This is a genomic window from Streptomyces sp. 6-11-2 (assembly GCF_006540305.1).
Classification (GTDB): domain Bacteria; phylum Actinomycetota; class Actinomycetes; order Streptomycetales; family Streptomycetaceae; genus Streptomyces.
The window spans coordinates 6,661,429-6,685,248 of record NZ_BJOR01000001.1; the positions used below are offsets into that span (position 1 = coordinate 6,661,429).

The window sequence follows — 23,820 nt, forward strand, 5'->3', positions numbered from 1 at the left end:
TCTCGGAGCCACAGTTCTCCGATGACCTGTGTCTTGAGGTCGGGAAGATGGTCGGACTCGGCGAGGGCTTGACCGATCACCTCCCCGGCCGCGACGCGCTGGGATGGGGTCAACGAACACCTGTGGACACCCTCGTATTTCTCCGCATCATGCGGCGGAGCACCGTTGACGACCGTCCGCCAGTACATCGCAGCAAAAACGCCCACTCCAGCGTGCAGGTCAGGGCAGTCCTGAGATGCATTCATCCCCGGCGTGAACTCCGGGGCTTTCTGCAAGAGTCCCGGTAAAACTGCCCGATGATGTACGGATGGCGTCCATGGGCAGTGGACGCCCGATGACGCCGGTGGAGCCGATGAGTACCTTGCCCTCCGGAATGCCCGGAATCTCGGCGACATGGCGGACGGCCCGGCCGCCCGCCCACCCGAGTCCACCGACTCCACCGTGACCTTGGGCTGACGACCGCAGCCGCGGCCTGATCTCGACTTCGCCACGAAAGTCAGTGATCAGTACTTCGCCGGGATCGGGCGCCGTGCGGGCCGGGACTGGAACTCAGGCACAAGGTGTGGTTCGTGCGCAAGTCGGCCGGGGGAATTCCGCTCGGCGGCCGGGCCGGTGGCTCAGGACTGCAAGAATGGCCGGGTCAGCCGTTCGGCGTACAGCGGCGGGCGCGTCGCGTGCCCCGGAGCTTATGCCTCCGACGAATGGGAAGCCCTCAGCCATGACCGCCCAGCGCAGCTCCGGGGAGCGCACTGCTTTCGTCCACCAACTCAAGGTCGCTCTGGTGGGGATGAAACCTCCGGTGTGGCGGCGGCTGGTGGTGCCTTCGGACATCGCCCTGGGGTCGCTGCACGACGTGATCCAGGGGGCGTTCGGCTGGGAGGGCATGCACCTGCACGTCTTCGAGGACCGCGCCGGCGGACGGTACGCCCCTCGGGGGGACCTCGACGTCCCGGTCTTCGACGAGGAGGAGGCCGGCCTCGCGGATGTCCTGCCGGGTACCGGCGACTACATGGACTACACGTACGACTTCGGCGACGACTGGCTGCACCGGATCACGGTGGAGGCGGTGCGCCCCGCCCGGGAGGGTGAAGGGGAGCACGCGGTGTGCGCGGGCGGGCGCCGGGCCATGCCGCCCGCCGAGGACCTCGGCGGTGTGTGGGGGCTGGCCGGGCTGCTGGAGCGGTACGCGGACGGGGAGCGGCCGAGCCCCAGGCTTGTCCGGCACGGCGGTGAGGAGTGGGCGGAGTACGACGGCCTGCACGACGAGGTGCTGGCGGGCCTGTACGAGGTGGGCTTCGACCCGGTCGCCTTCGACCCCGCCGAGCTCACCGGGGAGCTCGCGCAGGTGCCGCTACGTCGGGCGGTGGGCACGATGCGGAAGAGGCACGGCGAGCCGGGTGGGCGCCAGGTTCCGCCGGGGAGGTACCGGTGCGAGTGCGGTGGTCTGCACCCGCTGCCCGGAGGCGCGGGGCCGCTCGCCGAGGACGACGAGTCGGACGACGAGGTGTCGTTGTCCGATGTCCTGGGCGCCGTGGGCTTGCGGTTGCCGGCCGTGCGGCTGCCTGGCGAGACGGAGCTGGCCCGCGCGGTGCGCGAGGTGCCCGCTTTCATGGCGGCGGTGCGCCTCGGGCACTGGTGCGGCGGCGGTCGGGAACTGACCCCGAAGGGGGTGCTGCGGCCGAAGCTCGCCCGGCAGGCCGTGGAGGAGGCCGAGCTGTGGCGCGTCGACCCCGACGGGTGGGGTGATGCCGAGGAGCGGGCCGCGTGGCTGGCGAAGGTCCGCAGCGCGGCTGACATGGAGCCGCTGGCTCTGCCCTGGGACTGGGCGCTGGACTGTGGCTTCGTCGAGATGGAGGGCAACCGGGCGTACGCCGGCGACGAACTGCCGGACCAGGACGATGACGCGGCGCTCCTGTCTGCCTGGCAGGAAGCGGTGGCGGGCGCGACGGTCGAACTCTCCCTCTCCTTCCCTGCGTTGGACGAGTTGCCGGGCGGGCTGCAGCCGTTGCGGGAGCTGGTCGAGGAAGCCCCGCCGCTGGTGTTCTTGATGCTGATCGCGGCGTACGGGCTGCCCGATGGGGAGTGGCTGGCCGTCGACGGCTTCCTCACCGACGGCATGGAAGGGCTGCCCGAAGGCCCGGCCCGGCGGCTGGTCTCGGCGCTCCTCATCGGCCAATATCACGACACCGCCGGGACTCTGGAGCTGTTCGGCGCCGCCGAACGTGAGGGCCACGAGCCTCCTGCGACGGACGCCGTGCTCGCGCTGCTGTTTGACGGGCCCGACGGCGGCATGCGGGGCACGCCGTCCGCCGGCCGCTTCCGGCTCACCACGCTGGGCCGCTCCGGCCTGCGCGCGCTGCTGGTGGCGGCGGGCGTCCCGGCACCGGTGATCGGCTCGCTCGCCCAGGCAGACGCCCGCGCACTGCTGGCCGCGCTCCCTGCGTACCCCTCCGAGACGGACGTGGCGGCGGAGGTGGCGGGCTGGCTGGCGGCTCGCCCCGCGGCGGACGCGGCTGTCCAGGTGGTGGATGCCTGCGACGGCACGGAGCCGGCCGACGCCCTGCGCCGCCTGCAGGCCCCGCGGGTGCTGGCCGCCATACTGGAGGCGGACCGTACCGGGCGGGCGAAGGCGGTACTACGCAAGGCCGCCCTCTCGAAGGTCACCGGCTGTGCTCACGCGGCGGCGTCCATGTTGCGCCGGATCGGCGAGCCTGCCGAAGGAGAGGACGCGTGGGGCCTGGAGTGGATGCTGGTGGACGGCGTGCTGCCGTTCGTCGCAGCGGGCGAGCAATTGCTACGCGAACAGCTGCTGGCAGGCCCCGAGGAGGGCAGGCGTCCGCTCGAGCAGCTGGCCGAGCGCGCCGACGACCTGTGGCGGGCCGGCCACCCGCACGCCGGCGAGGTGCTCGGCGCGCTGGCCGATGCCGTCAAGCCCGTCGACAAGGCCCTGGCCAAGCGGCTGCGGAAGGCCGCGTTCAAGGCAGGGAGCGCCAAGTGAGCCTGCTCGTGAGGGAGATCGGCGCCGAAGCTGTACCGCTCGTCGATCCCGCTGCTACCGCCTGGGCCCGCGAGCGCCTCGTCGCCGGCGGCTGGGCGGCGGTGTTCGCCCCTGCCGAGCCGGGACAGCCGGCCCGGCTCGGCCGTCTGGTGCTCTACCGGTCCGCTGCCGACGCCTGCCGCGTGCCCGCCCAGGCCGCCGCGCCGGAGGCGGTGGAGCGGGTCCGGCTGCCGCTGGTCCTGCCGCACGGCAGCGGGGTGCGCACCCGCACCGTCGATGGGTGGGCGCTCGATCCGGGTGGCGCGCTCGCCCTCCTGCTCGACCTGCCCGGGACCGGGGTCCATCCCTCGCTCCTCGCGTGGGCAGCCGTCGCCCGGCTCGCCCTTCGGCTGCTGGGCGAGGGACGTCTGTATCCGGCGCTGACCTCCGACACGTACACCACCTGGCGCTTCGGACCGCCCGGCGCGAAGGGCAAGCGGGACCTGGACGCGCTGGCCGCCGCCCTGCCGCCGTACGCCCACAACCTCCCCGCGCCCCCGGCGGACGACCAGACCGTACGAGTCGCCGAACCGGCTGCTCTGGTACGGGAGTTCTGCGACGCGCTCGCGGACGCTCTGCCGCGCACCCCAGCCGCCGGCCGGGCCGTGCCCGGCAACCCTTACGCCAACCGTGCGACCGCCCTGCATCCGCGCCTGGCCCAGTGGGCGGCCGAAACCGCGGCCGAGCGGGCCGCGCAGATCAGTGTGGAACTGCGGGTCGAGCCCCCGGCCGGGCGGCGCCGTGTCTTCCACACGGTGCTGCAGCTGCGGACCGCGGCCGACCCGTCCCTGGTCCTGGACGCTGCCGAGTTGTGGGCCGATCCGGTTCGCGCACAGCACCTGCTCGGTCCGCGCGCCGAGGAAGAAGCGCTGCTCGCGCTGCGCCGCGCCGCCCGCGCCTGGCAACCGCTGGCTCGCCTGCTCGCCGAGGCCGCCCCCAGCATGCTGCGGCTCGATGACGAGGAGGCCATGGAGCTGCTGGGGGACGCCACCGACACATTGCGTTCGGCGGGCGTGCGGGTGCACTGGCCGCGTGAGCTGGTCAAGTCCCTCGAAGCGCACGCGGAGATCGGGGCGGCGACCGCGCCCGGCGCGACCGTGGACACCCTGCTGGGCCGCGACGCACTGCTCGACTTCTCCTGGCATGTCGCGCTCGGCGGCGAGAAACTCACCGAGGCCGAGCTCGACCAACTCGCCGAGGCCCGCCGCCCGCTGGTCAAGCTGCGCGACCAGTGGGTGGTCGCCGACCCGAAACTCGTGGCCCGCCTCAAACGGCGGCGCGACCGCGAACTCGCCCCGGTGGACGCACTCCAGGCGGTGCTGACCGGAGAAGTGGAATGGGACGGTGAGCGCGTCGCGGTGGAGGCGGCCGGCGCCTTCGGCGAGATGGTCGCCCAACTGCGCGCCCCCGAGGGCCGCGCCCTCGTCCGGGCGCCGGAGGGCCTGACCGCCACCCTGCGCGGCTACCAGCTGCGGGGCCTTGCCTGGCTGGCGGACATGACCCGCCTGACCCTCGGCGGCATCCTCGCCGACGACATGGGCCTCGGCAAGACCGTCACGCTGCTCGCCCTCCATCTGCACCGCCAGGAGCAGCCCGACACCGCGGGTCCCACCCTCGTGGTCTGCCCGGCCTCGCTGCTCGGCAACTGGCAGCGCGAGGCCGCCCGCTTCGCCCCCGCCGTGCCGGTACGCCGCTACCACGGCGGGGAGCGCACCCTGGACCACCTCGCCGGGGACGAACTCGTCCTGGTCACCTACGGCGTGCTGCGCCGCGACCGGGAGCGGCTCGCCGCCGTGAAGTGGTCGCTGGTGGCCGCCGACGAGGCCCAGCACGTCAAGAACCCGTACGCCACCACCGCCCGCGAACTGCGCGCCCTGCCTGCCCGTGCCCGCGTCGCGCTCACCGGCACCCCGGTGGAGAACAACCTTTCCGAGCTGTGGGCACTGCTCGACTGGACCACACCCGGCCTGCTCGGCCCGCTGTCCGCCTTCCGTGACCGTTTCGCCAAAGCCATCGAGCGCGGCGCGCTGGGCATGGACGATGACGCGGAGACCGCCGATCAGGCCCGGCAGGCCGCCGAGCACCTCACCCGTCTCACCCGCCCGTTCCTGCTGCGCCGCCGCAAGTCCGACCCTGGGATCGCCCCCGAACTCCCGGCCAAGACCGAGACCGACCACCCCGTCGCCCTCACCCGTGAGCAGGCCGCCCTGTACGAGGCGCAGGTACGCGAGGCCATGGCCCTCATCGAGAAGGCGGACGGCATCGCCCGCCGCGGCCTGGTCCTCAAACTCCTCACCGCGCTCAAGCAGATCTGCAACCACCCCGCCCACTACCTGCGCGAGGCCGGCCCGCTGCCCGGCCGCTCGGGCAAACTGGAACTCCTCGACGAACTGCTCGACACGGTGGTGGCCGAAGGCGAGGGCGCCCTGGTCTTCACCCAGTACACGCAGATGGGCAAGCTCCTTCAGCAGCACTTCGCCGACCGCGGCGTCCGTGCCCGCTACCTGCACGGCGCCACCGCCGTCCCCCGGCGCGAGGAGATGGTCGCCGCCTTCCAGCAGGGCGAGTTCCCCGTCTTCCTGCTCTCCCTGAAGGCCGCCGGCACCGGCCTCAACCTCACCCGCGCCACCCACGTGATCCACTACGACCGCTGGTGGAACCCGGCTGTCGAGGACCAGGCCACCGACCGCGCCTACCGGATCGGCCAGGACCGCGCTGTCCAGGTCCACCGCCTCACCACCCAGGGCACCGTCGAGGACAAGGTCGCCCGCCTGCTCGGTGCCAAGCGCGCCCTCGCGGACCAGGTCATCGCCTCCGGTGAGGCCGCCCTGACCGAACTCTCCGACGCAGACCTCGCCGAACTCGTCGCGCTCTCCAAGGAGTTCGAGGAATGACCCCCGCCCGCAAGGCACCCCGTACCGGCAGCCGCGCCTTCGCCGCCACCTGGTGGGGGCAGGCCTGGGTGGACGCCCTGGAGGCCTCCACCCTCGATTCCGGCCGCCTCTCCCGCGGCCGCACCTACGCCCGCAAAGGCATGGTCGGCCCGGTCACCGTCACCCCCGGTGTGCTGCGCGCCGAGGTCGAGGGCAGCACCCCCTGGCCGTACGACGCCGCGGTGCACCTGCGCGTCCTCACCGACGCCCAGTGGGACACCCTCCTCGCCGCCATCGCCGCCCAGGCCGGCCGCACCGCCGCCCTCCTCGACGGCGAGATGCCCACCGACCTCGTCGACGACGCCCGCACCGCCGGCATCCCCCTGCTGCCCGAGCCGAGCGAACTCGACCCCGAGTGCTCCTGCCCCGACTGGGGCTACCCCTGCAAGCACGCCGCCGCCCTGTGCTACGCCACCGCCGCCCACCTCGACGACGACCCCTTCTGGCTCTTCACCCTCCGCGGCCGCACCAAGGACACCGTCCTCGCCGCGCTGCGCACCCGGCGCCAGGCCCGCACAGGCGCCGCGCCGGAAACCGGCGGCACGCCCCGCGGCCAGGGCGTGCCCGCCCGCGACGCGTTCGCCTCCTTCGACGGCGTCTTCACCCCGCCCGCCCCACAGACCGAGGGAACCGAGAGCCCGCCCGCCGACCCCGCCGACCCCGGGTCGGTCCCTTCCCCCCTCACGACCACGCCCCCACCCGACGCCCCCTTCACCCTCGACGACCTCGAAGCCCTCACCCGGGACACCGCTCAGCGCGCCCGCGCCCTTGCGGCCGGACACACCGCCTCCCTCACCTGCACCCCGCTCGACGACGCCGTACGCCTCGCCGCGAGCGGCGTCGGCGAGCACTGGTTCCATCAACTCGTACGCTCCACCGGCCTGCCTCCATTCGACTTCGCCCGCCTGGTCCGCGCCCAGCGCCACGGCGGCCCGGCCGGCGTCGCCGTCGCCCGCGCGCCCCTCACCCCCGACCCCGCTACCATGGCCGCGGCCCGCGCCGCCCTCTGCGACCCCGACAACGCCGACAACGCGGAGACCGAGGACGACACCGCGGGCACCGTGCGGGTACGCGTCTGGCGCAACCGTCTCACCGCCGATGACGAGGGCGTCCAGATCCGCCTCGGCCCCGACAACCGATGGCATCCCTACCTCCGCGAAGGACGCGGCTCCACCACCCGATGGTGGCCCTGTGCCCCCGCCACAGCCGACCCCGTCGCCGCCCTCGTCGCGGCCCGTACCGCCGCCACGCGGAACTGACGGATTAAGCTGGCCGGGGCGCCCGAAGGAGGACACGATGACGACCGCATGGGACGCGCTCCCGCCCTGGATGCTGCCGCCTCGGCCGAGTGGTTGGGAGGCCGATGACCTCGACAACGCACCCGACCTCCCACGACACACCGAGCTGATCGATGGAGCGCTGATCTTCATGATGTCCCCGCAGCGGTCCTGGCACGCCCGCGTCGTCACCCGGCTTACGACCGCACTGGACGATCAAGCTCCCGAGGGATTCGTGATCGACCGGGAGATGACGGTCAAGCTGAACGAGAAGAACCGCCCGAGCCTGACGTCCTCGCTGTCACGGCCCCATACGACCCGAACCGTACGTGCTACCTCCCCGACCAGGTCGCCCTCGCCATCGAAGTCGTCTCGGATGAGTCCGCCGACCGCGACCGGTCGCTGAAGCCGTTCAAGTACGCGCAGGCGGGTATTCGGCACTACTGGCGTGTCGAGGACGAAAACGGCCTCCCCGTCATCCACACGTACGAGCTGGACGACACCACCCGCACCTACGTAGCCACCGGTATTAGCCGCGATCGCATGAAGACCGCGGTCCCTTTCGGCATCGACATCGACTTGCCCCGTCTCGTCCGCTGATCACCAAAACCTCCGAAGGATGCCGCGGCCTTCAGGCTGGGGAGGAATTCGGTCGCCCGCGGAGCGGGACAGGGAATGCCGTTTCGCCGACGGGCGAACCGGCGTCGACTGTCGTGCGACGCCGATAGGTTGGCGCGCGTGACGACGCAGCAGCAGGAGACGGCGGACGCCGGGTGTGCCCGGTACGTCTACCGGCTGCGCGTGTCCGCCACCGCCGAGAAGTTGCTGACGGGCGAGTGGGGGCGCTGCCGCTGGATCTGGAACGAGTGCGTCGCCCGGTCCAAGAAGGCGTTCGCCGACGGCGAGACGTGCGGCCCGGCGCGGCTGGACACGATGCTGACCGAGGCCCGCGCCGGCAACGCCTGGCTGCGCGAGGGCTCCTCGGTTCCGCAGCAGCAGATCATCCGGGACTTCGGCAGGTCCCGCGCCAAGGCGCTGAAGGACATCAAGGCGGGGCTGCCGATGCGCCGGCGAGCCGGAATGCCCGGACATAAGAAGCTCAAGGACTCCCGGCCGAGCCTGAACTACACGCGGCGCGGCTTCCGGCTCAAGGACGGGCGGCTGCACCTGGCGGGCGGCATCAGCCTGACGGTGGTGTGGTCGCGGCAGCTTCCGGCCTACCCGTCGTCGGTGCGCGTGTACCGCGACAGCCTCGGCCACTGGTACGCAAGCTTTGTCCTTCCGACAGAGGTGCAGCCGCTGCCGCGCACCGGGGCGGTGATCGGTGTCGACTGGGGTGTGAAGGAGCTTGCGACCACGACCTCCGATGCCCACGATCTTCCGCATCCGCAGCACGGGAGGAAGGCCGCGGGGAAGCTGGCCCGCTACCAGCGGATGATGTCCCGCCGGAAGCCGCACAGGGGCCAGGCCGCTTCGAAGGGCTACCGCAAGGCGCAGCGGCAGGCCGCGAAGCTGCACCAGAAGATCGCCCGGCAGCGGCAGGACACCGGCCGCAAGTGGGCCAAGGCAGTGGTCCGCGACCACGATGCCATCGCGGTGGAGGACTTCCACCCGAAGTTCCTCGCCAAGTCCTCGATGGCCCGCAAGGCGGCTGACGCGGCGATCGGCGCCACGAAGAAGGCCCTGGTCGAAATGGGCCGCAAGCACGGCCGTGCCGTGTACCTGGTCAACCCCGCGCACACCACGAGGGACTGCGCACGGTGCGGTGCGAGAGCCAAGCACGCACTCCTCCTTTCGGAACGTACCTACACGTGCACCGCGTGCGGAGCCCTCTCGCCGAGAGACAAGAACTCCGCATCCGTGATGCTCGTCCGGGCTGGTCTGACCCCGGCTGGTGCTGAGGGCGTAAGACCGTCTGGAGCGCTGCTCCAGAGGGCTGCCTGAGCCAGGAATCCCCCGCCTTCAGGCGAGGGAGCAGTCAAGTAGTTGTCGCCAGTCGTTCTTCTCGGTGCCGTCCGGGACCAGCGCTATCCGCGGTGGATGATCTGTCCGCGGTGGGCGGGCGGGGTGCGGTGGAGGGCGACCAGTGCAGCGTCGTCGTCGAGGCGTCCGCCGGAGTGGGCGAGGAGGTCGCGTCGGATGTGATGCAGAAGCGACTCCGGTCCGGCTTGGGGCCATTGCGCGACGCGTTCCGCGAGGGGGTAGAAGCGGCCGCGGGTGTCGCGGGCCTCGATGACGCCGTCGGTGTAGAGCAGGAGGGTGTCGCCGGGCTCGAAGGAGAACACGTCCAGGCTGTGGTCTCCCGAGCCCGTCAAGCCGACCCCCATCGGGGGTGCGGGCTGCAGGCTGGGAACGGTGACCGAGCGGCCGGTGCTGATCAGCAGTGGCGGCGGGTGCCCGCAGCTGGTCATCCGGGTGACCGGGTCCGTGTCGGGGATCTCCACGAGCAGGGCGGTGGCGAAGCGTTCGCCGGCCTCCTCTGCCGGCTCGGACTCGGTCAGGTAGCGGGTCACGCTCTGCTCCACGGTGGCGGCGAGCTCCGGCAGGGAGGCCTGCCGGTGGGCGCCCTCGCGGAAGGCTCCAAGTAGCACTGCGGCCTCGCCGATGGCGGGAAGTCCTTTGCCTCGCACGTCGCCGATCAGGATGCGCACCGTGCCGTCGGTGCGGGCGACCGCGTACAGGTCGCCACCGATCTGCGCTTCGGCTTCGGCGGGCAGGTACAGGCTGGCGACTTTCAGGGGGCCGATCTGTTCGGGTAGCGGCCACAGCAGGACGCGCTGTGCGGCCTCGGCCACCGACCGGACCTGGGCCAATTGTGCTCGGCGCCGGTCGCGGAGCGCACTGTAGATCACGACCGTCACCGAGAGCACAATGAGCGTGACGATCTGCACGATGCGGTTCAGGTCTCCCAGACCGGCCTGAAAGTGGGAGATGAGTACAAGGGCCGCTACCGCCAGCGCTCCGATGAGGCCGGTAGTCCGGGGCCCGGCGAACGATGGGGTCAGCGCAGGCGCGATGACTAGCGCAGGCTCGAGATAGATGTACTGGGGAATGCTGAGGTCCACGACCGTGATCACCACAATGAGCGTGACTGGAAGCAGCACCAGCGCATGATTCGTTTTCCACGGCTGCCGCAGACCGACAAGGCTCTGCCGGGGACTCATGCCTTCCACTCTGCCTTGCCCGCGGTCGGTCGGCCATTGTGTGCCGGGTGTGAGGGAGGGAGCGGTTCGAAGCCGCTCCCTCCCTCTTGCCGTCAGGCGCGCTCGAACCGGTCCAGCTCGCCGTCGTCGCCGACCGCGGCCACGAGCTCGGTCAGGACCAGGACGGGCAGCGCGGCATGGGCGGTCTTGAAAGTTTCAGAGGTGATCGCAGCGCCGAACACTACAGGCGACTCAATGGCGGTGATGCCACCAGAAGAGCGCGAGTGTTCCAAGCCCGCTCAGGCTCGCCCTCAGCGCATCCCGGAGAAGGTCCTCCGCGGCGGAGGTCAGGAGGCGGCGGAAGTGGAGGAGCGCGGGCAGCTGCTTGAGGCGAGTGTGTATGCGATCACGCTGGCCGAGGTGCGCGGGTAGCTGCTTGAGGTGAGTGCGTATGTGATCACGCTGGCGGGACATACGCGCGATCTTCGGCGCGCGGAGGCACGACCGTACCCGCACCGCCTATGCGTCGACCGTCACCCGGTCCCTCAGCCTGCCGGACCGGCGCAATTTTACAGATGCGCGCGGCAGGGCCGGGCCCGTAGCGTGGCCGCATGCCGAAACCTCAGCACATCGTGCACATCACCGAGCGCTCACTATGGGAGACGGCTCGTGAGTCCGGCACCTACGAGATGTCCACCCGCGGCCGCACGCTCCAGCAGGAGGGGTTCGTCCACTTCTCCACCCGCGACCAGCTCCCGCGTATCGCGGCCTTCCTCTACGGCGACTACGAGGGCCCCGACGAGTTGGTGGTGCTGGTCGTGGACCCGGCCCGGCTTGATGTCCCGCTGAGGTACGAGGCCATGCCGCCGAACGGCGAGGAGTTCCCGCACGTGTACGGGGCAGTGCCGGTCGAGGCCGTGGTGGGCGTCGAGCCCTGGGGGTGAGCGAACAGGGAGGGGTGCGCCGCCGCTTGGTGTTGGTGATGACCGAGGGGCCGGGAGAGCTAGCAGTGAGAGCAGGTCCGCTAGATGTGATGTCTCATGACGTTGGTTCCACGAACTCCTCGAACGTGAGCTGCTGCGGGAGCGTGTCGAGTGGTTCCGGCGGCTGGTCGAAGGTAACGCGGTTGTCGCCGCCGGAGGTCCGGCTGATGGGTGGTCGGCCTCCGAGCGCGGCGTGCGGCCGCTCGTGGTTGTAGTAGTTCAGGAAGTCCGCGAGTGCCGTGCGGCGTTCATGCTCGGAGATGTAGTCGCGGTCACAGCTCCTGAAAGAGACGATCGAAAGCCGCGACCGTCGGCGACGACCTTCCGATCAGCGCTCACGGAGAGAGAAGTCCTGACAGGGGCCCGGATGAACGATCGTGCGCCCGAGCGGGATCTGTCGAGGTTGGCCGTCCCCCGGTGGGGTCGGCTGGCGGAGACCGGCGACCGGTACGAGCCCTACCGGCTCGTCGGCGCCGACGGTGCGACCGTGGCGCCGGTCGCGATGTTCTTCCAGGAGCTGCTTGCAGCAGGGTAGGCGGCGGCGACCGTCCGTTCCTATGGCATGGACCTGCTGCGGTGGTGGCGGTTCCTGCACGCGGTCCAGGTGCCGTGGGATCGAGCGACGCGCGTGGATGCTCGGGATTTCAGCTGCTGGATCCAGCTGACGGTCAAGCCACGGGCGACCGCGGCCAGGCGGCCGGCCGGCAGCTTCGGCGCCCCGAACCCGGTGACGGGGAAAACGACCCTGGGGTCCGGCTATGCCCCGTCGACCGTCGCCCCAGTGAGACGGTGCTGCGCAGGTTCTATGACCTGCACCGTGATGCCGGATCCGGGCCGCTGCTCGACCCGTTCCCGCTGGATCTGGGGCGTCGCTCCGGCCGCGCGCACGCGCACCACAACCCGATGGACGCCTGGGCGCCAGAGCGGACAGGCCGCTACCGGCCGACGGTCGGGACGGGCTGGGACCTACAACGGACGGCGAAGTGAGGGGCGGGGCCTGGGTCGCTGAACTCACCGGCGACCTGCTCGACGGCTGGCCGAAGGGCACGCGGTTGATCTCCGCAAGGAACGTCCCCATCCCGGAGCCCAGTTGAGGATCATCGACGCGGATGACATGCGGACGACACCGCGCAGAACTAACCTCTTGCGTATGGGACTTGGGGATGTGACGCGTGCAGGAGTACTGGCTGCCGTCGAGGAGTGTCAGGACCTCGGGCGCGAAACCTTTCGCCGCCGGTACGGCTTCGGCCGAGCCATGGCGTATGAGCTGGTCTGGGATGGAAACCGCTACGACTCGAAGGCAATTGCAGGCGTAGCGCACCTCTACTCGGTCGGCGACCTGCTACCAGCTGATGGCTTCAGTGGTGGGGCGCGTACAGTGGCGCACCGTCTGCGCGCGCTCGGCTTCACTGTGGAGGACGGGACCGCTGTCACGCATGGGTCGCAGCAGATGGCGCCACAACTGGTTCTCCAGCCTCGCGGTGGGGCTCGGGACCGTGGCCCGCAAAACTTCGCCAGGTCTGTACGACAGGGCATCCCGATCGCAGATATCAAGGATGTACTTGGCGGGCAGGCGGATGCGCTCGCCGCTTTGTACCCGGACGGGATAGCTCGACTTTGGGGCTCCACCCCCACCACGCGAGTTAATAACGAAAAAGCAAAAGCTTTGCGAAGCCGGTGCGTTGGCGACGACGTGTTCTTCTATGCAGAGAGCCACTTCATCGCTCGCGCCCGCATCCTCCACCTATTCAACAGCTTGCCCGTGGCGCAGGCGGTTTGGGGGACCGATGAGGACAACGCCACCTGGGAACACATCATGGCGCTGGGAGACGTCGAGGAGTTTCCCGTACGCGTTCCTGCAGCTCCGGTGCTGCAGAGCCTGAGCGTTCCAGCGCCTCTACGGAGCCTCACCCTGAGGTCCGCCGAGGCCTACCGCCGTGTTGTCCAGTTCTTCCCGGATAGCCGCCAACCGGTCCCTACCCCACCTCAGGCAACACTTCCTGCTGCACCTCTACAGCTGACCTCGGCGGAGTTGCTAGACCGGGTCGGCTCTCTCAACATTCATCGTCATCCAAGGAACAAAGCTCCCAGCCGTCACCAGCCGCTGGCTTTGCTTTGGGCGGTCTCTCGGATCGCAGCGGGCAAGCCGCGGCTGGCACCTTGGTCCTGCTTCCGCGCGGAGGTCAGTCCACTCCTAGCCGAATTTGGACTGCCCGGTTCCAAGGTCACTCCCGAATATCCCTTCTGGCACCTGAAGGGCAATGACCTGTGGGAGGTACATGGGATAGAAAGCGATGCCAGCTCCATGCCGCAACCGGGAATCTTCAACAGGGTCCAACCCGTCGCAGGCCTTACTCATGCGGCCGCCGAACTGCTGCAGAACCCTCTGACTCGCCTGGAAGCCGTGGTCAAGCTGTGCAGCACCTATCTTGACGACGTCGATCAGCGCGAGTTGCTCAGCCGGGTAGGCCTCGCCGGATACGCGACCGCCGACGGCCTGCTCGATGACGGCGAGGACGGCCGCGGGCAGGAGGCCGCCGATGAAAAGCGGGCGACTGGTCCGACTGCGCGGCGGGAGTCGACCTCCTCACGGCTGATTCGCGATGCAGCGATTGCAAATCGGGTCAAGGAACTGCACGGCCATGCCTGCCAGGTGTGTGGAACCCGCCTGCAGTACAAGCACAGGCCTTATAGCGAGGCTGCTCACATACGTGGGCTCGGCTCCCCGCATGACGGTCCGGATGAACTGCAGAACCTGCTCTGTTTGTGCCCCAATCACCACGTCCTCTTCGACGGCCTGGAGATCTACATTGACGTTGATGGCGTCGTGAGGCAGGCCCATGGGGGCGAGTCGCTGGGGCACCTTCGCCGACACGCCGACCATCGGATCGATGAGGCATACCTGCGCTATCACCGGACTCTGTGTGAGCTGAACAGTCTGACCACGGAGTAAGAAGCTGTTGTCTTACCGATCTTGAGCAACGGCAGTCGAACGCGGGTTCCCGGTTGGGTGATCCTGCCGGGGTGAGGGCATGAAGGCAGGGCCTCCTGCACAGCTCATGGGTGTCGAATCCATACGAGCATCAGGAGGCCCTGTTGCCACAGTCTTCCGTGCTGGTGCCGGACGAGTCCAACTCGGCTGCCCCATTGTGTGATTGCCTCGCACACATGTTCGGCAACGCGGTCGACCGGCCCGGGCGGCAGCACCAATACCCGACGGACATGACGGACGCGGAGTGGGCCGAGGTCCGGTCGCTGCTGCCGGAGTCGGGCTGGATGCAAGGCCGGGGCGGCCGACCCCAGGGAGTCGCCGAAAAATAACTTCGGTGTCTTGTAGGGCTGTTGGGGCCTTAGGGTGCTGCTGTGGTGGAGGGGATCGAGGCGGTGCTGGCGGAGAAGTTCGCCCGGTTGTTGCCGCATCTGGACGAACGACGGCGCCGGCTGGTGCTGGGAGCGGACGCGCGGGCTCTGGGGTATGGCGGTGTCCGATTGGTCGCTCGTGCTGCCCGGGTGTCGGAGGAGACGGTCTCGCGCGGGGTGGCGGAACTGGTCGGCGGGCCGGGGCCCTCGGGCCGGGTGAGGCGGGAGGGCGGGGGCCGGAGACGTCTGCGCGAGAAGCACCCCGGTCTGTTGCCGGCCCTGCTGGCGCTGGTGGAACCCGACCAGCGGGGTGATCCGGAGTCGCCGCTGCTGTGGACGACGAAGTCGACACGGAAGCTGGCGGGTGAGTTGACCGCCCAGGGATTCCGGGTGGGGTCCGACACGGTTGCGGCCCTGCTGAAGGAGGAGGGCTTCTCCCTGCAGGGCACCAGCCGGACGACCGAGGGAGCCCGTCATCCGGACCGGGACGCCCAGTTCCATTACATCAACGGCCAGGTCCAGGAGTTCACCGGAGCCGGTGAGCCGGTGATCAGCGTGGACGCCAAGAAGAAGGAAGTACTGGGCGACTACGCGGTTATCGGGCGGGAGTGGCATCGCAGCGGTGAGCCGGTGAGGGTGCGGGCCCACGACTACCCCGAGAAGAACGCGCAGAAGGCAGTCCCGTACGGAATCTACGACCTGTCCGCGGACACCGGCTGGGTGTCGGTGGGCTGCGACGGCGACACCTCCGCGTTCGCGGTGGCCACGCTCCGACGCTGGTGGGACGGCGAAGGCCGGCACCGATACCCGCACGCGACCCGTCTGCTGATCACCGCCGACGCCGGCGGCTCGAACGGCTACCGGGTGAAAGCGTGGAAGAAGGAACTCGCGGACTTCGCCCTCTCGGCGGGCCTGACCGTAACGGTCTGCCACTTCCCTCCGGGCACGTCGAAGTGGAACAAAATAGAGCACCGGCTCTTCTCACGCATCAGCACGAACTGGCGCGGACGCCCGCTGACCAGCCATGAGGTCGTCGTCAACACCATCGGCGCGGTCACCACGAGCACGGGCCTCACTGTCCACGCCGAGCTCGACCCCGGCCAGTACCCCACCGGCGTCACCGTCCCCGACGAGGTCATGGAGCGCCTCCCGCTCACCCCCCACGAGTGGCACGGCACCTGGAACTACACGCTGCGTCCCGAACCCCTCGCCCCACCGGCTCCGCCGCCGCCCCGCGACCCGTCCTTCGGCCGGTTCCCACCTGGGGACAAGACCCCTGCCTGGCTCCGGCACCCCAGCCTCACCGGCCTGGAAACCCCGGCTTTCGACGACCTCGTCACCCGCTACCGCGGCTACCTCGCCGAACACCCCCCGATCCTGCTTCCCGGCAAACGCCCCGACGGCGGTCCCGGCGCAGGCGGCCGACGCCTGTCCGCCGCCGACCACATCGTCGTCCTCCTCCTCAAAAAGCGCTGGTCCATGACCCACGCACTACTCGCCGAAACGACCGGCCTGACCAAGACAAGGATCGGCTCCACCATCCGGGACGCCGCCTCAGTCCTTACCGCGCTGGGGGAAACCGTGCCCACCGGCCCTCTCACCGTGACCACGGCCGAACAACTCGCCGCCATCGCCGGACACGACCTCACACCCCCGTAACCCATCAAGATCGAGAAGTTATTTTTCGGCGACTCCCTGGGTTCTTTCCTGCCCGTTTCCGAGATTCTGGAGTATCCATGCGTCGAACCACTGCCCGTGCGACAGGTGCCGCCAGTGGCGCGAGGGACCGTCGCCCGCTGATGAGCGCTGAGGAACTGGCCGGCTTTCTCGGCGTGCCGCTGAACACGGTCTACGTATGGAATCACCGACGCCAGGGTCCGCGAGCCCACAAGGTCGGCCGCTATTTGCGCTACCGCTGGCCGGAGGTGGAGGCGTGGCTGGAGGCTCAGGCGGTGGATCGCGCGGTCTGAATTGGCGGAGTACGCCTGTGCCTTTGCGTCGGGAGGGCGACAGTACCCGGCGTACAGCCCGACTCGTCTGCCGCTACCTGCGGCTTTGGCTGGGAAAGGGCCTCTGACCTGCAACGGAGGCCCTTTCCGATCTTTCGGGGGCTTGCCACGTTAGGCCGCGAAAAGTCCCTCGGAAGTCCCTCAGGCAGTGCTGAAAGTCCCTGAAAAGTCCCTGGGGTGGAGAAGCAGGGGGATGACCCGCGGGGGCTGCTCGCTCTGCCTGTCGCCGTCGACCTTGACACAGGGAACAAGGCGCTGACGATCGGCTGCAGCACGGATTACGCGCTGGCGAAGCGGGGCGAGCACCCAGTCATGCTCCTCAAGCTCGACAGCGCGTGCGTGTGGTCACAGTGGACCTCCACCGCCTGCTGGGTATCGTCCCGGATGGCGGACGCGGGGAGAGCGAACTCGCTGAATGGCCCATCGGCCGGACGGCGAGTCGGGCCTGCCGCAGCGTAGAAGCCCCCGTAAGCGCAGTACTCACGGGGGCTTCTACGATGCGCGGGTCAGCCGCTGACTCGAGTGCCCACACCCGCAGTCAAGCTACTCGGCATTGATCTTCTCCGCCGTGGGGAAGCCCGACACCGACGCCAGGAACTGCGCTGACGTGAAGTAGGGATTGTTCGTGCCACCGAGCACCTCGATGAGGATCGCTTCCCCGTCGCACTCCATGACTCGGTACTGGTCACCTGCCCGGAGCGCGAGGCCCTTGCCGTCCTCGCAGTCGGACACGACGTCGAAGACCTGACCCTTCGTCGAGCACGGGGCGTTCCGCTTCTTGGCCGCAGCCTTGACGGCCCTGAATACGTTCTTCCCGCCAGCTTCAGCACCCCGGCCGATGGCCCACCCGCCCACGGCAGTGACGACGGCCAGCGCTCCGGGGCCGCCCACCTTCTTCGCCAGCGTCGTCATCGTCTGGTATCCCCCCAGATTGCCCACCCATGCCTCCTCGTTGGTCGCGCATCAGGGGCAATCTTATGAAAGGTGGCCATCGACATGTCCACCAGCTACCGGGCCGCCGTGCGCACCGGTCTGCCCCACGCCACGATCGTCGTCGACCACTTCCACGTCGTTCAGCTCGCGAACAAGATGCTCAGCACGGTGCGCCATCCGCACCACCGCCACCCTGCGTGGTCGGCGAGTACGGGCCACCGACCCCGAGTGGCAGACCAGGTGCCGACTGCTCTGCAACCGCGAGGACCTGACTGAGAAGCAGTTCACGAAGATGCGGAACGCCCTGATGGACGCCGGCCAGATCGGCATGACGCTGCTGACCGCGTGGATCGCGCAGAAGCGGCTGCGGGACCTGCTCGCCCTCGCCCGCACCGGGGCCGACCGCGAGCGCGTCGGCCACCTGCGCTGGAAGTTGCTCACCTGGTGCGCGGACTCCGAGGTCCCCGAGGTCCGCCAGCTCGCGGTCACTCTCGACTGCTGGTGGCCCGAGATCTCGGCGTTCATCGCGACCGGCCACAGCAACACCGCCAGCGAGGGCGTCAACCGGATGATCAAGCTGTGCGCGCGGAATACGCACGGCTTCCGGAACCCGGCCAACCAGCGGCTACGCACACGCTGCGTCACCACCCGCCGAGCCCAAGGACACCTCGCACCGCTCAACTTCGTTGACCCCGTTATGTCGAAGCGCGCTCCTGCACAGGATCACAGGGCCCTGCAGACGGAATCAGTGCGGAAGGTGAGTTCGCCAAGCCCTCCTGGCAACTACCACCCGCCTGCCTGTTTCGGACATCTGGATAGGGTCGCGGTACCCGAGCTGGAGAGGTAGCCGCATGGACCACGAGATCGTGATCGCGCAGACGACCAGTGACGACGAAGAGCAGGCGAAGGCTCTCGCCCGAGGCGCTGTCGAGAGCAAGCTGGCGGCGGGCGTTCACATCGATGCGCCCATCACGGCCTTCTACTGGTGGAAGGGGAAGGTCGAAGCAGCTCAGGAGTGGCGAATCTCGTACATGACGTCGTCGGACCGCCTCCCAGCGCTGGAAGCGTGGGTACACGAGAAGCACCCGTATGACGTCCCCCAGTGGGTCACGCTGCCCGTGACCGGAGGGTCAGAGGCATACCTGGCCTGGGTGGTCGACGAGACGCACCCGCAGTAGGACACGCCGCCCAGCGCCTCGCCCTTGGCGAGCGTGCGGGGTGCGACGGTTCACGAGGACGCGAACGTCAGCAGGTGGCTGGCCAGGTCGTGCTCCGTGTCAGGGAGCCCGGCAGCGATGGCCTGCGCCCGCTGACGTCCCATGGTGTTGGGCTTGGACTCCGCTGCCGCTGCGAACTGGTGCGCGACGTAGGCCCCGCGGTCCACGTCGCCGCCGCGCAGAAGTGCCGACGCCAGGTCCCCGAGGACGACCACTCCGGAGTCGGGCAGTTCCCCACCGAGGCGTTCGACCGCGGAGTCGGCTGTGGCCGTCAGCTCCTGACGCTTGAGTTCGCCGTATACCGAGAGCGTTAAGGAGTCCATCCGGTACGGCGTCACGAAACGGACCCACGCCTGCTCACTCGTATGGTCGGCGAAGTCGTAAGCGAACTTTGCCTGTTCCAGGGCTCGGAGAGCGCCGGTGTCATCCCCTGACTGAGCGGCTTCCTCCGCGTACCGGCCCAGGGCCCACGCTGCAGCGGTTGCGTTGCCGCGCCCGCGCACGTCCTGTGCTGCCTGTGACAGCATCTCCAGCGCCTTCGTAGGGTTGGGGGCGCCGTAGCTCGCGTAGCCCAGCGCCAGGGCGCGCAGAGGGGGGTGCCCGGCCTTCTTCGCGCACTCCGAGGTCACTCCGTAATAGGCGGCGGCCTTGTCGTGCTCCCCAAGATCCCAGGCAACCCACCCGGCAAGAGCTGCCGTTTCTCCCGCCGCGATGGTCAGCGCTCGCTCATGGGTGCCGGCGCGGGGAAGGGCTGCGGTGATCGCGTCCAGGTGCGACTCGACCCGAGCCTGCAGACTACGTGCGCTTTCGCTCAGCTCGTCCACGTGCAGCCGGGCCGCGTGATCAATGAGAACGCCCGCCGAGTCAGGGTCGATCTTGGAGCCCCTGCTGAGTGCATGGGCGAGCCGACCCCACGGCTCAGCAGCCGTAGCCGCGCCGACGACGGCGCCTCCCAGTAACGTTCGGCGCTTCACGTCGTCCAGGTCCTCCCCTTCAGCCTTGTTTCTCTCTCGCCGCCTGGCGCGGGCGGCCTTCGCCTCGCGCAGCAGCGGCTCCAGCGGGACGCCGCAGGCCAAAGCGATGTTCCCCAGTGTGTGGTCCGTGGGGACGTTGGCGCCCTTTTCGTACCGACCGACCTCTCGGCGGGTCATCGTTGCCCGGCCGGAAGCGGAGTTGATCGCATGTGCCTGCTCGTCCTGCGTGCGCTCCGCGTTCAGCCGCAGGTGACGGAGCAACTCGGCAAACGGATCCACTGCCATGAGTCTGACCTCTATCGGTGGGAGAAATCCGATCCTCTCCCCAACTCCCCTCTGATTTTCCCCCTTGACAAAGATTTCCCCCCTCCGGTTTCCCCTGTTCCGGATCACGAAGCCACGGTGCGATGGGCACATGACCACGCACCTGACAGCAACGCCACTGCGACCGAAGGGTGATGGCGGCGGCACCAGCGTCGCCGGCACCGCACCCGCTGAGTGTCCGCTGAGCTCTCGCGTCTTCGAGATGGTCATGGAGTCGGCGGGTGTACACGTCTCTCAGGCGCGACGAACCACGGTCACCGTGCTGAGGCAGTGGTCGTTGCCGGACGCTCTGGCAGAAGACGCCCGACTCGTCGTCTCCGAGTTGGTGTCCAACGCGATCACCCACGGCTCTGGGGATGTCCGCCTGCGACTGCGGCACGACAACCACGAGCTTCGGATCTGGGTCACCGACGACAGCACCGCGCCGGCCAGGCGACGACGTGCTGGTGCCAGTGATCTCGGTGGTCGAGGGCTGTACCTCGTCGCCCGCTTGTCGCTTCGGTGGGGCGTGGCGGACAGCGGCCGAACTACCTACGCGGTCATCCCCACTCTTACGGAGGCACCCCCATGTCGCCGCACGATGCGATCAAGCTCGGACCCGACGTGTTGAGCCCCGTGGTTGCCCTCGGCCGCGGTCGAGAGACGCAGACGGCCGGTGCGTCGCAGGTTGCCAGCAAGGACCGTCCGAGGTGGTCCCGCACCCCACACCCCGCGAAGCGCCAGTCCCGGGCTGGTCAACTCCGCAGGATCCGCCAGCATTTCTACCGAGAGGTCGTCGACGCGCGGGATCTCAGGAAGGGCGACCAGCCGCTGCGCTTGCTGGCGTACAGCTTGGTGCCGAGTCCGGGGGCCCGACCCGACGAGGACTGGGGCACGCTACAGGCCGAGGCCGAGCAGCACGGTTACGCGATCGGCGCTCGGCTCCACGATGTGGCCGTCCCGGTGCCCACGACGTACATCCCCGCCTCCCGTGCGAGCCGGAGCATCTACACGCCTCCCTGGCAGCGCCCTGGCTGGCGGGAAGCCGAGCGGCAGCTCCGAGACGGCTTGGCGGAGGGCGTGATCGTCCTCGACCGGCACAACATCAGCTCCGATGACGACGAGTACCACGCCGTGATCATGCACCTGGGCGAGCAGTGCCGGGCGTTTGTCCACCTCGTGATCTCCGAGGAGCCCAGCGCGCCAACTTGAAGGCGTCCACTGCGCTGGATGGACAAGAAGGGCTGGGGCTGGAGGCAGATTAGCGCCCAGGTCCTCCTCATCACCACCGTGAGCGCCGCGCTCGCCATCACCTTCAAATACACCTGACCGGGGGCTGACCATGACTTTCGAGGGACACACCGATCGGGCGCCGCGCCTCCTGCCGCACCGCGAGCAGGGCGAAGCGCTCCTCGTCATCCAGGAGGCCACCCCGAAGGCGCCCAGCGAAGTGGGACTCGACCTCTTCGCCGTGCCCGCCGGCGAGGTGCAGGGGGGTGGCTTCGACCTCTCTCGCTTCCACCGGCTCTCCCGCCTGCCGGCCCCGGCGAACGGGGCGGTCTCGTCTCCGACTGACGGACCGCCGGACGCAGCCTGACTTCCCTCAAGCGAGCGCGGTGGCGAACGCCGCTGCTCCTCAGTCGTCGCCCACGCGCCTCGCCAGAGGAGCGCGGTCGCCCTGCACCACCCCCATCCATCCGTGAGCAAAGGTTGCAGATGAACCGTCCCTTTCTCGCTCTGGCCGCCACCATCGCCTTCGCGTCCGCGGTACACACCGCCCAGCGGCACCTGCAGCACCGCCAGTTCCTGGAGCTCGCGGTGCACCAGGCACACGGCCGCATGCTCGAAGTCGCGACGACACACCCGGACTTGGATCCGATATGGGTGCGCAACCATCCCAATCATGTCAAGGAGGGTGAATCGGGTCCTCTTCTGGTGTGTCAGTGGTGGCTTGAGTTCTGGCGCACCGGTCTCAACCTCGGTGTGTTCACGCCTGCCGTGCTTCGGCAGAACGCGAAGAACTTCATGCAGGACCCGGCGGCCCTCAAGGCGTGGGCGCTGTCCCGCCACGGGCGTGCTCGGCAGTGCCGAGGCCGGCGCGACCGCATGTACGTGGCGTTGCTCAACGCGGCCTTCGAGGAGGCCGGCGGCCCGGATCAGTACCCCGAGTGCGAACTCGAACCGGCTTCGGCCCTCTGAGGCGCGACGGCCACCCCCGACGAGAAGGACATCCCAATCGTGTTGTCAAGCCGCAGCCGTGACGGGAGGTGAAGCGTGATAGCGCGCTCCGTCACGGATCATGGCCCACAGGACGTTGAGGCGTCGGCGGGCGAGAGCGAGCAGGGCCTTCTTGTGTCCCTTGCCCTCGCTGCGCTTGCGCCGGTAGTACGCCTTGGATGCCTGGCAGGCCGGGAGGCTGGCCATCGCCGAGAGGTACATGGCCCGCAGCAGTCCGCGGTGGTAGCGGCGGGGTCTGCGCAGGTTGCCGCTGACTCGGCCGGAGTCGCGTGGCTGCGGGGCCAGGCCGGCGAACCCGGCCAGGCGGTCGGCACTGCCGAAGGCGTCCATGTCGCCGCCGGTCGTGGCGATGAACTCGGCCCCGAGTTTGGGCCCCATGCCGGGCAGGCTGAGGATCACTTCGGCGTGGGGATGCTCGCGAAACCGGGCCTCGATGAGGGCGTCGAGCTCGGCGATCTCTTCATCGAGGGCCATCACCCCCTTCGCGAGGCGGGCCACCATGGCGGCGGCAAGTGTCTCGCCGGGCAGCGCGGCCATCTGGGCCTGGGCGGCTTCCACGGCCATCTTGGCGATGGCGGCGGCGCCGCGGACCTTGCGGGTCTTCAGCCAGGTCTCGATGCGCTTGGCGCCGGCGCGGCGGATCGCGGCTGGAGCCTGGTAGCCGGTCAGCAGCGTGACGTGCCCCTTCTTCATGAGGTCGACCGAGCGTTCCAGCGCCGGGAAGATCTCCAGGAGTTGAGCCCTGAGGCGGTTGATCTGGCGAGTGCGGTCGAAGACAACGTCCAGGCGGCGGGTGGTCAGCGTCCGCAGATCGACAGCCAGCTCGTCCCCGGGCCGCAGCACCCCCAGGTCGCGGCGGACGCGGGCCTGGTCGGCGATGACGAAGGCATCGCGCTCGTCCGTCTTCCCCTCGCCCCGGTAGGACGCCGAGGCCTGGTGCACGGCAAGGCCGGTGAGATAGGTCATGGGCTGCCCATGCGAGAGCAGCAGTCCGATCAGCAGTGCGGCACCGCCGTGGTTGAGGTCGACCGCCCACAGGACGTCCGTGGATGTCGCCAGGACGTCACCGATCAGCTCCAGCAGCTCGGACTCGTCGTTCAGTACGCGGCGGGACAGCAGCCGTTCGCCGTCCCCGTTGATCACCATCGCATGGTGGTGCGTCTTGCCGATGTCCACTCCGGCCCAAATCTGGGGCACGGTCACCTCCGCCAGCTCGTCGTCACATCAACCCAGCAGACGACCTCGCCGACGTTGTCCTATGCAGCGATCGAGTCGCATCTCCCAATTGGCGGTCGAGTCGTCGCGGGGCCCCGGGCGGCCATGGACTTCAAGCCATCCAGCGGCTCGACCATGACAGCCATACCCAGGGCCCCTGGGCCTCGCCGATCTTACGAGTGACCAGTTCAGACCCAC

General features: G+C 69.3%; 21 protein-coding genes and 5 pseudogenes. 20 read left to right on the forward strand and 6 right to left on the reverse strand.

What is annotated here, in order from left to right; all coding sequences use genetic code 11:
• Positions 1-99: 99 nt before the first annotated feature.
• The 6 genes and pseudogenes from TNCT6_RS42140 to TNCT6_RS29770 all read left to right on the forward strand — a co-directional run.
• A pseudogene (locus TNCT6_RS42140) lies at positions 100-234 on the forward strand (transposase); the annotation flags it as partial.
• Positions 235-718: 484 nt separating this feature from the next.
• Positions 719-2,998 (forward strand): plasmid pRiA4b ORF-3 family protein, encoded by a 2,280-nt coding sequence (locus TNCT6_RS29750; protein ID WP_172633090.1) that lies wholly within the window; start codon positions 719-721, stop codon positions 2,996-2,998.
• Positions 2,995-5,931, forward strand: coding sequence for a DEAD/DEAH box helicase (locus TNCT6_RS29755; protein WP_253266266.1), 2,937 nt, complete (start codon positions 2,995-2,997; stop codon positions 5,929-5,931). Before TNCT6_RS29750 ends, TNCT6_RS29755 begins: the two co-directional genes overlap by 4 nt.
• Positions 5,928-7,229: an SWIM zinc finger family protein gene (locus TNCT6_RS29760; RefSeq protein ID WP_141363909.1), complete on the forward strand. Its 1,302-nt coding sequence runs from the start codon at positions 5,928-5,930 to the stop codon at positions 7,227-7,229. Before TNCT6_RS29755 ends, TNCT6_RS29760 begins: the two co-directional genes overlap by 4 nt.
• A 37-nt stretch (positions 7,230-7,266) precedes the next feature.
• A pseudogene (locus TNCT6_RS29765) lies at positions 7,267-7,847 on the forward strand (Uma2 family endonuclease).
• A gap of 138 nt (positions 7,848-7,985) precedes the next feature.
• On the forward strand, positions 7,986-9,191 hold the full coding sequence (locus TNCT6_RS29770) for an RNA-guided endonuclease TnpB family protein (RefSeq protein WP_141363911.1): 1,206 nt from the start codon (positions 7,986-7,988) through the stop codon (positions 9,189-9,191).
• Positions 9,192-9,274: 83 nt separating this feature from the next.
• Here the strand turns inward: TNCT6_RS29770 and TNCT6_RS29775 are convergent, their stop codons facing one another.
• Positions 9,275-10,411 carry a PP2C family protein-serine/threonine phosphatase gene (locus tag TNCT6_RS29775; RefSeq protein ID WP_141363912.1) on the reverse strand — a complete coding sequence of 379 codons (1,137 nt, stop codon included), beginning with the start codon at positions 10,409-10,411 and terminating at the stop codon, positions 9,275-9,277.
• A 92-nt stretch (positions 10,412-10,503) separates the two neighbouring features.
• Complete coding sequence (locus TNCT6_RS41740) at positions 10,504-10,632, reverse strand: hypothetical protein (protein WP_301184406.1); 129 nt, start codon at positions 10,630-10,632, stop codon at positions 10,504-10,506.
• Positions 10,633-11,001: 369 nt separating this feature from the next.
• On the opposite strand from TNCT6_RS41740, the gene TNCT6_RS29780 reads away from it, so the two are divergent.
• On the forward strand, positions 11,002-11,334 hold the full coding sequence (locus TNCT6_RS29780; protein WP_141363914.1) for a DUF952 domain-containing protein: 333 nt from the start codon (positions 11,002-11,004) through the stop codon (positions 11,332-11,334).
• A 193-nt stretch (positions 11,335-11,527) separates the two neighbouring features.
• Here TNCT6_RS29780 and TNCT6_RS29785 read toward each other — a convergent pair.
• Positions 11,528-11,644: pseudogene (locus TNCT6_RS29785) on the reverse strand (integrase core domain-containing protein); the annotation flags it as partial.
• A 96-nt stretch (positions 11,645-11,740) separates the two neighbouring features.
• On the opposite strand from TNCT6_RS29785, the gene TNCT6_RS40490 reads away from it, so the two are divergent.
• From TNCT6_RS40490 to TNCT6_RS29810, 6 genes and pseudogenes are all read left to right on the forward strand, one after another.
• On the forward strand, positions 11,741-11,908 hold the full coding sequence (locus TNCT6_RS40490; RefSeq protein ID WP_216372808.1) for a hypothetical protein: 168 nt from the start codon (positions 11,741-11,743) through the stop codon (positions 11,906-11,908).
• A gap of 15 nt (positions 11,909-11,923) precedes the next feature.
• A pseudogene (locus TNCT6_RS41175) lies at positions 11,924-12,382 on the forward strand (hypothetical protein); the annotation flags it as partial.
• Positions 12,345-12,514: pseudogene (locus TNCT6_RS29795) on the forward strand (IS1380 family transposase); the annotation flags it as partial. The pseudogenes TNCT6_RS41175 and TNCT6_RS29795, both read left to right, overlap by 38 nt.
• Positions 12,515-12,523: 9 nt before the next feature.
• Positions 12,524-14,326, forward strand: a complete 1,803-nt coding sequence (locus TNCT6_RS41180) for an HNH endonuclease (RefSeq protein WP_253266268.1) — start codon at positions 12,524-12,526, stop codon at positions 14,324-14,326.
• Between the two features lie 431 nt (positions 14,327-14,757).
• Positions 14,758-16,392, forward strand: coding sequence for an ISAzo13 family transposase (locus TNCT6_RS29805; protein ID WP_141366922.1), 1,635 nt, complete (start codon positions 14,758-14,760; stop codon positions 16,390-16,392).
• 140 nt (positions 16,393-16,532) lie between these two features.
• Positions 16,533-16,703 carry a helix-turn-helix domain-containing protein gene (locus TNCT6_RS29810; protein ID WP_308789478.1) on the forward strand — a complete coding sequence of 57 codons (171 nt, stop codon included), beginning with the start codon at positions 16,533-16,535 and terminating at the stop codon, positions 16,701-16,703.
• A 582-nt stretch (positions 16,704-17,285) separates the two neighbouring features.
• On the opposite strand, the gene TNCT6_RS29820 is transcribed toward TNCT6_RS29810, so the two are convergent.
• A complete protein-coding gene (locus TNCT6_RS29820) occupies positions 17,286-17,681 on the reverse strand; it encodes a hypothetical protein (RefSeq protein ID WP_141363918.1) in 396 nt (131 codons plus the stop codon).
• 57 nt (positions 17,682-17,738) lie between these two features.
• On the opposite strand from TNCT6_RS29820, the gene TNCT6_RS41745 reads away from it, so the two are divergent.
• The 3 genes from TNCT6_RS41745 to cutA are packed head-to-tail and all read left to right on the forward strand — an operon-like array spanning position 17,739 to position 18,853.
• Complete coding sequence (locus TNCT6_RS41745) at positions 17,739-17,951, forward strand: transposase (RefSeq protein WP_141363920.1); 213 nt, start codon at positions 17,739-17,741, stop codon at positions 17,949-17,951.
• The gene (locus TNCT6_RS29830; protein ID WP_253266459.1) at positions 17,944-18,522 is read left to right on the forward strand and encodes a transposase; all 579 of its coding nucleotides are present in this window, start codon (positions 17,944-17,946) and stop codon (positions 18,520-18,522) included. Before TNCT6_RS41745 ends, TNCT6_RS29830 begins: the two co-directional genes overlap by 8 nt.
• 4 nt (positions 18,523-18,526) lie before the next feature.
• On the forward strand, positions 18,527-18,853 hold the full coding sequence (gene cutA, locus TNCT6_RS29835; protein ID WP_141363922.1) for a divalent-cation tolerance protein CutA: 327 nt from the start codon (positions 18,527-18,529) through the stop codon (positions 18,851-18,853).
• A 50-nt stretch (positions 18,854-18,903) separates the two neighbouring features.
• On the opposite strand, the gene TNCT6_RS29840 is transcribed toward cutA, so the two are convergent.
• Entirely contained in the window at positions 18,904-20,151 is a 1,248-nt protein-coding gene (locus TNCT6_RS29840; RefSeq protein ID WP_141363924.1) for a helix-turn-helix domain-containing protein, read from the reverse strand.
• 247 nt (positions 20,152-20,398) lie between these two features.
• On the opposite strand from TNCT6_RS29840, the gene TNCT6_RS29845 reads away from it, so the two are divergent.
• The 4 genes from TNCT6_RS29845 (at position 20,399) to TNCT6_RS29860 (ending at position 22,368) form a co-directional block, all read left to right on the forward strand.
• Positions 20,399-20,800, forward strand: a complete 402-nt coding sequence (locus tag TNCT6_RS29845) for an ATP-binding protein (RefSeq protein ID WP_253266460.1) — start codon at positions 20,399-20,401, stop codon at positions 20,798-20,800.
• The gene (locus TNCT6_RS29850) at positions 20,758-21,381 is read left to right on the forward strand and encodes a hypothetical protein (RefSeq protein WP_141363928.1); all 624 of its coding nucleotides are present in this window, start codon (positions 20,758-20,760) and stop codon (positions 21,379-21,381) included. Before TNCT6_RS29845 ends, TNCT6_RS29850 begins: the two co-directional genes overlap by 43 nt.
• Positions 21,382-21,511: 130 nt before the next feature.
• On the forward strand, positions 21,512-21,766 hold the full coding sequence (locus tag TNCT6_RS29855) for a hypothetical protein (protein WP_141363930.1): 255 nt from the start codon (positions 21,512-21,514) through the stop codon (positions 21,764-21,766).
• A gap of 119 nt (positions 21,767-21,885) precedes the next feature.
• Positions 21,886-22,368, forward strand: coding sequence for a DUF6082 family protein (locus TNCT6_RS29860; protein ID WP_141363932.1), 483 nt, complete (start codon positions 21,886-21,888; stop codon positions 22,366-22,368).
• 45 nt (positions 22,369-22,413) lie between these two features.
• Here the strand turns inward: TNCT6_RS29860 and TNCT6_RS29865 are convergent, their stop codons facing one another.
• The gene (locus TNCT6_RS29865; protein ID WP_301184407.1) at positions 22,414-23,610 is read right to left on the reverse strand and encodes an IS110 family transposase; all 1,197 of its coding nucleotides are present in this window, start codon (positions 23,608-23,610) and stop codon (positions 22,414-22,416) included.
• Positions 23,611-23,820 lie beyond the last annotated feature (210 nt).

Coding starts and splice junctions, on each gene's coding strand:
- TNCT6_RS29750 (WP_172633090.1), top strand. CDS start 719: ATGACCGCCCAGCGCAGCTCCGGGGAGCGCACTGCTTTCGTCCACCAA.
- TNCT6_RS29760 (WP_141363909.1), top strand. CDS start 5,928: ATGACCCCCGCCCGCAAGGCACCCCGTACCGGCAGCCGCGCCTTCGCC.
- TNCT6_RS29775 (WP_141363912.1), bottom strand. CDS start 10,411: ATGAGTCCCCGGCAGAGCCTTGTCGGTCTGCGGCAGCCGTGGAAAACG.
- TNCT6_RS29780 (WP_141363914.1), top strand. CDS start 11,002: ATGCCGAAACCTCAGCACATCGTGCACATCACCGAGCGCTCACTATGG.
- TNCT6_RS40490 (WP_216372808.1), top strand. CDS start 11,741: ATGAACGATCGTGCGCCCGAGCGGGATCTGTCGAGGTTGGCCGTCCCC.
- TNCT6_RS41180 (WP_253266268.1), top strand. CDS start 12,524: ATGGGACTTGGGGATGTGACGCGTGCAGGAGTACTGGCTGCCGTCGAG.
- TNCT6_RS29810 (WP_308789478.1), top strand. CDS start 16,533: ATGAGCGCTGAGGAACTGGCCGGCTTTCTCGGCGTGCCGCTGAACACG.
- TNCT6_RS41745 (WP_141363920.1), top strand. CDS start 17,739: ATGTCCACCAGCTACCGGGCCGCCGTGCGCACCGGTCTGCCCCACGCC.
- cutA (WP_141363922.1), top strand. CDS start 18,527: ATGGACCACGAGATCGTGATCGCGCAGACGACCAGTGACGACGAAGAG.
- TNCT6_RS29840 (WP_141363924.1), bottom strand. CDS start 20,151: ATGGCAGTGGATCCGTTTGCCGAGTTGCTCCGTCACCTGCGGCTGAAC.
- TNCT6_RS29845 (WP_253266460.1), top strand. CDS start 20,399: ATGGAGTCGGCGGGTGTACACGTCTCTCAGGCGCGACGAACCACGGTC.
- TNCT6_RS29850 (WP_141363928.1), top strand. CDS start 20,758: ATGTCGCCGCACGATGCGATCAAGCTCGGACCCGACGTGTTGAGCCCC.
- TNCT6_RS29855 (WP_141363930.1), top strand. CDS start 21,512: ATGACTTTCGAGGGACACACCGATCGGGCGCCGCGCCTCCTGCCGCAC.
- TNCT6_RS29860 (WP_141363932.1), top strand. CDS start 21,886: ATGAACCGTCCCTTTCTCGCTCTGGCCGCCACCATCGCCTTCGCGTCC.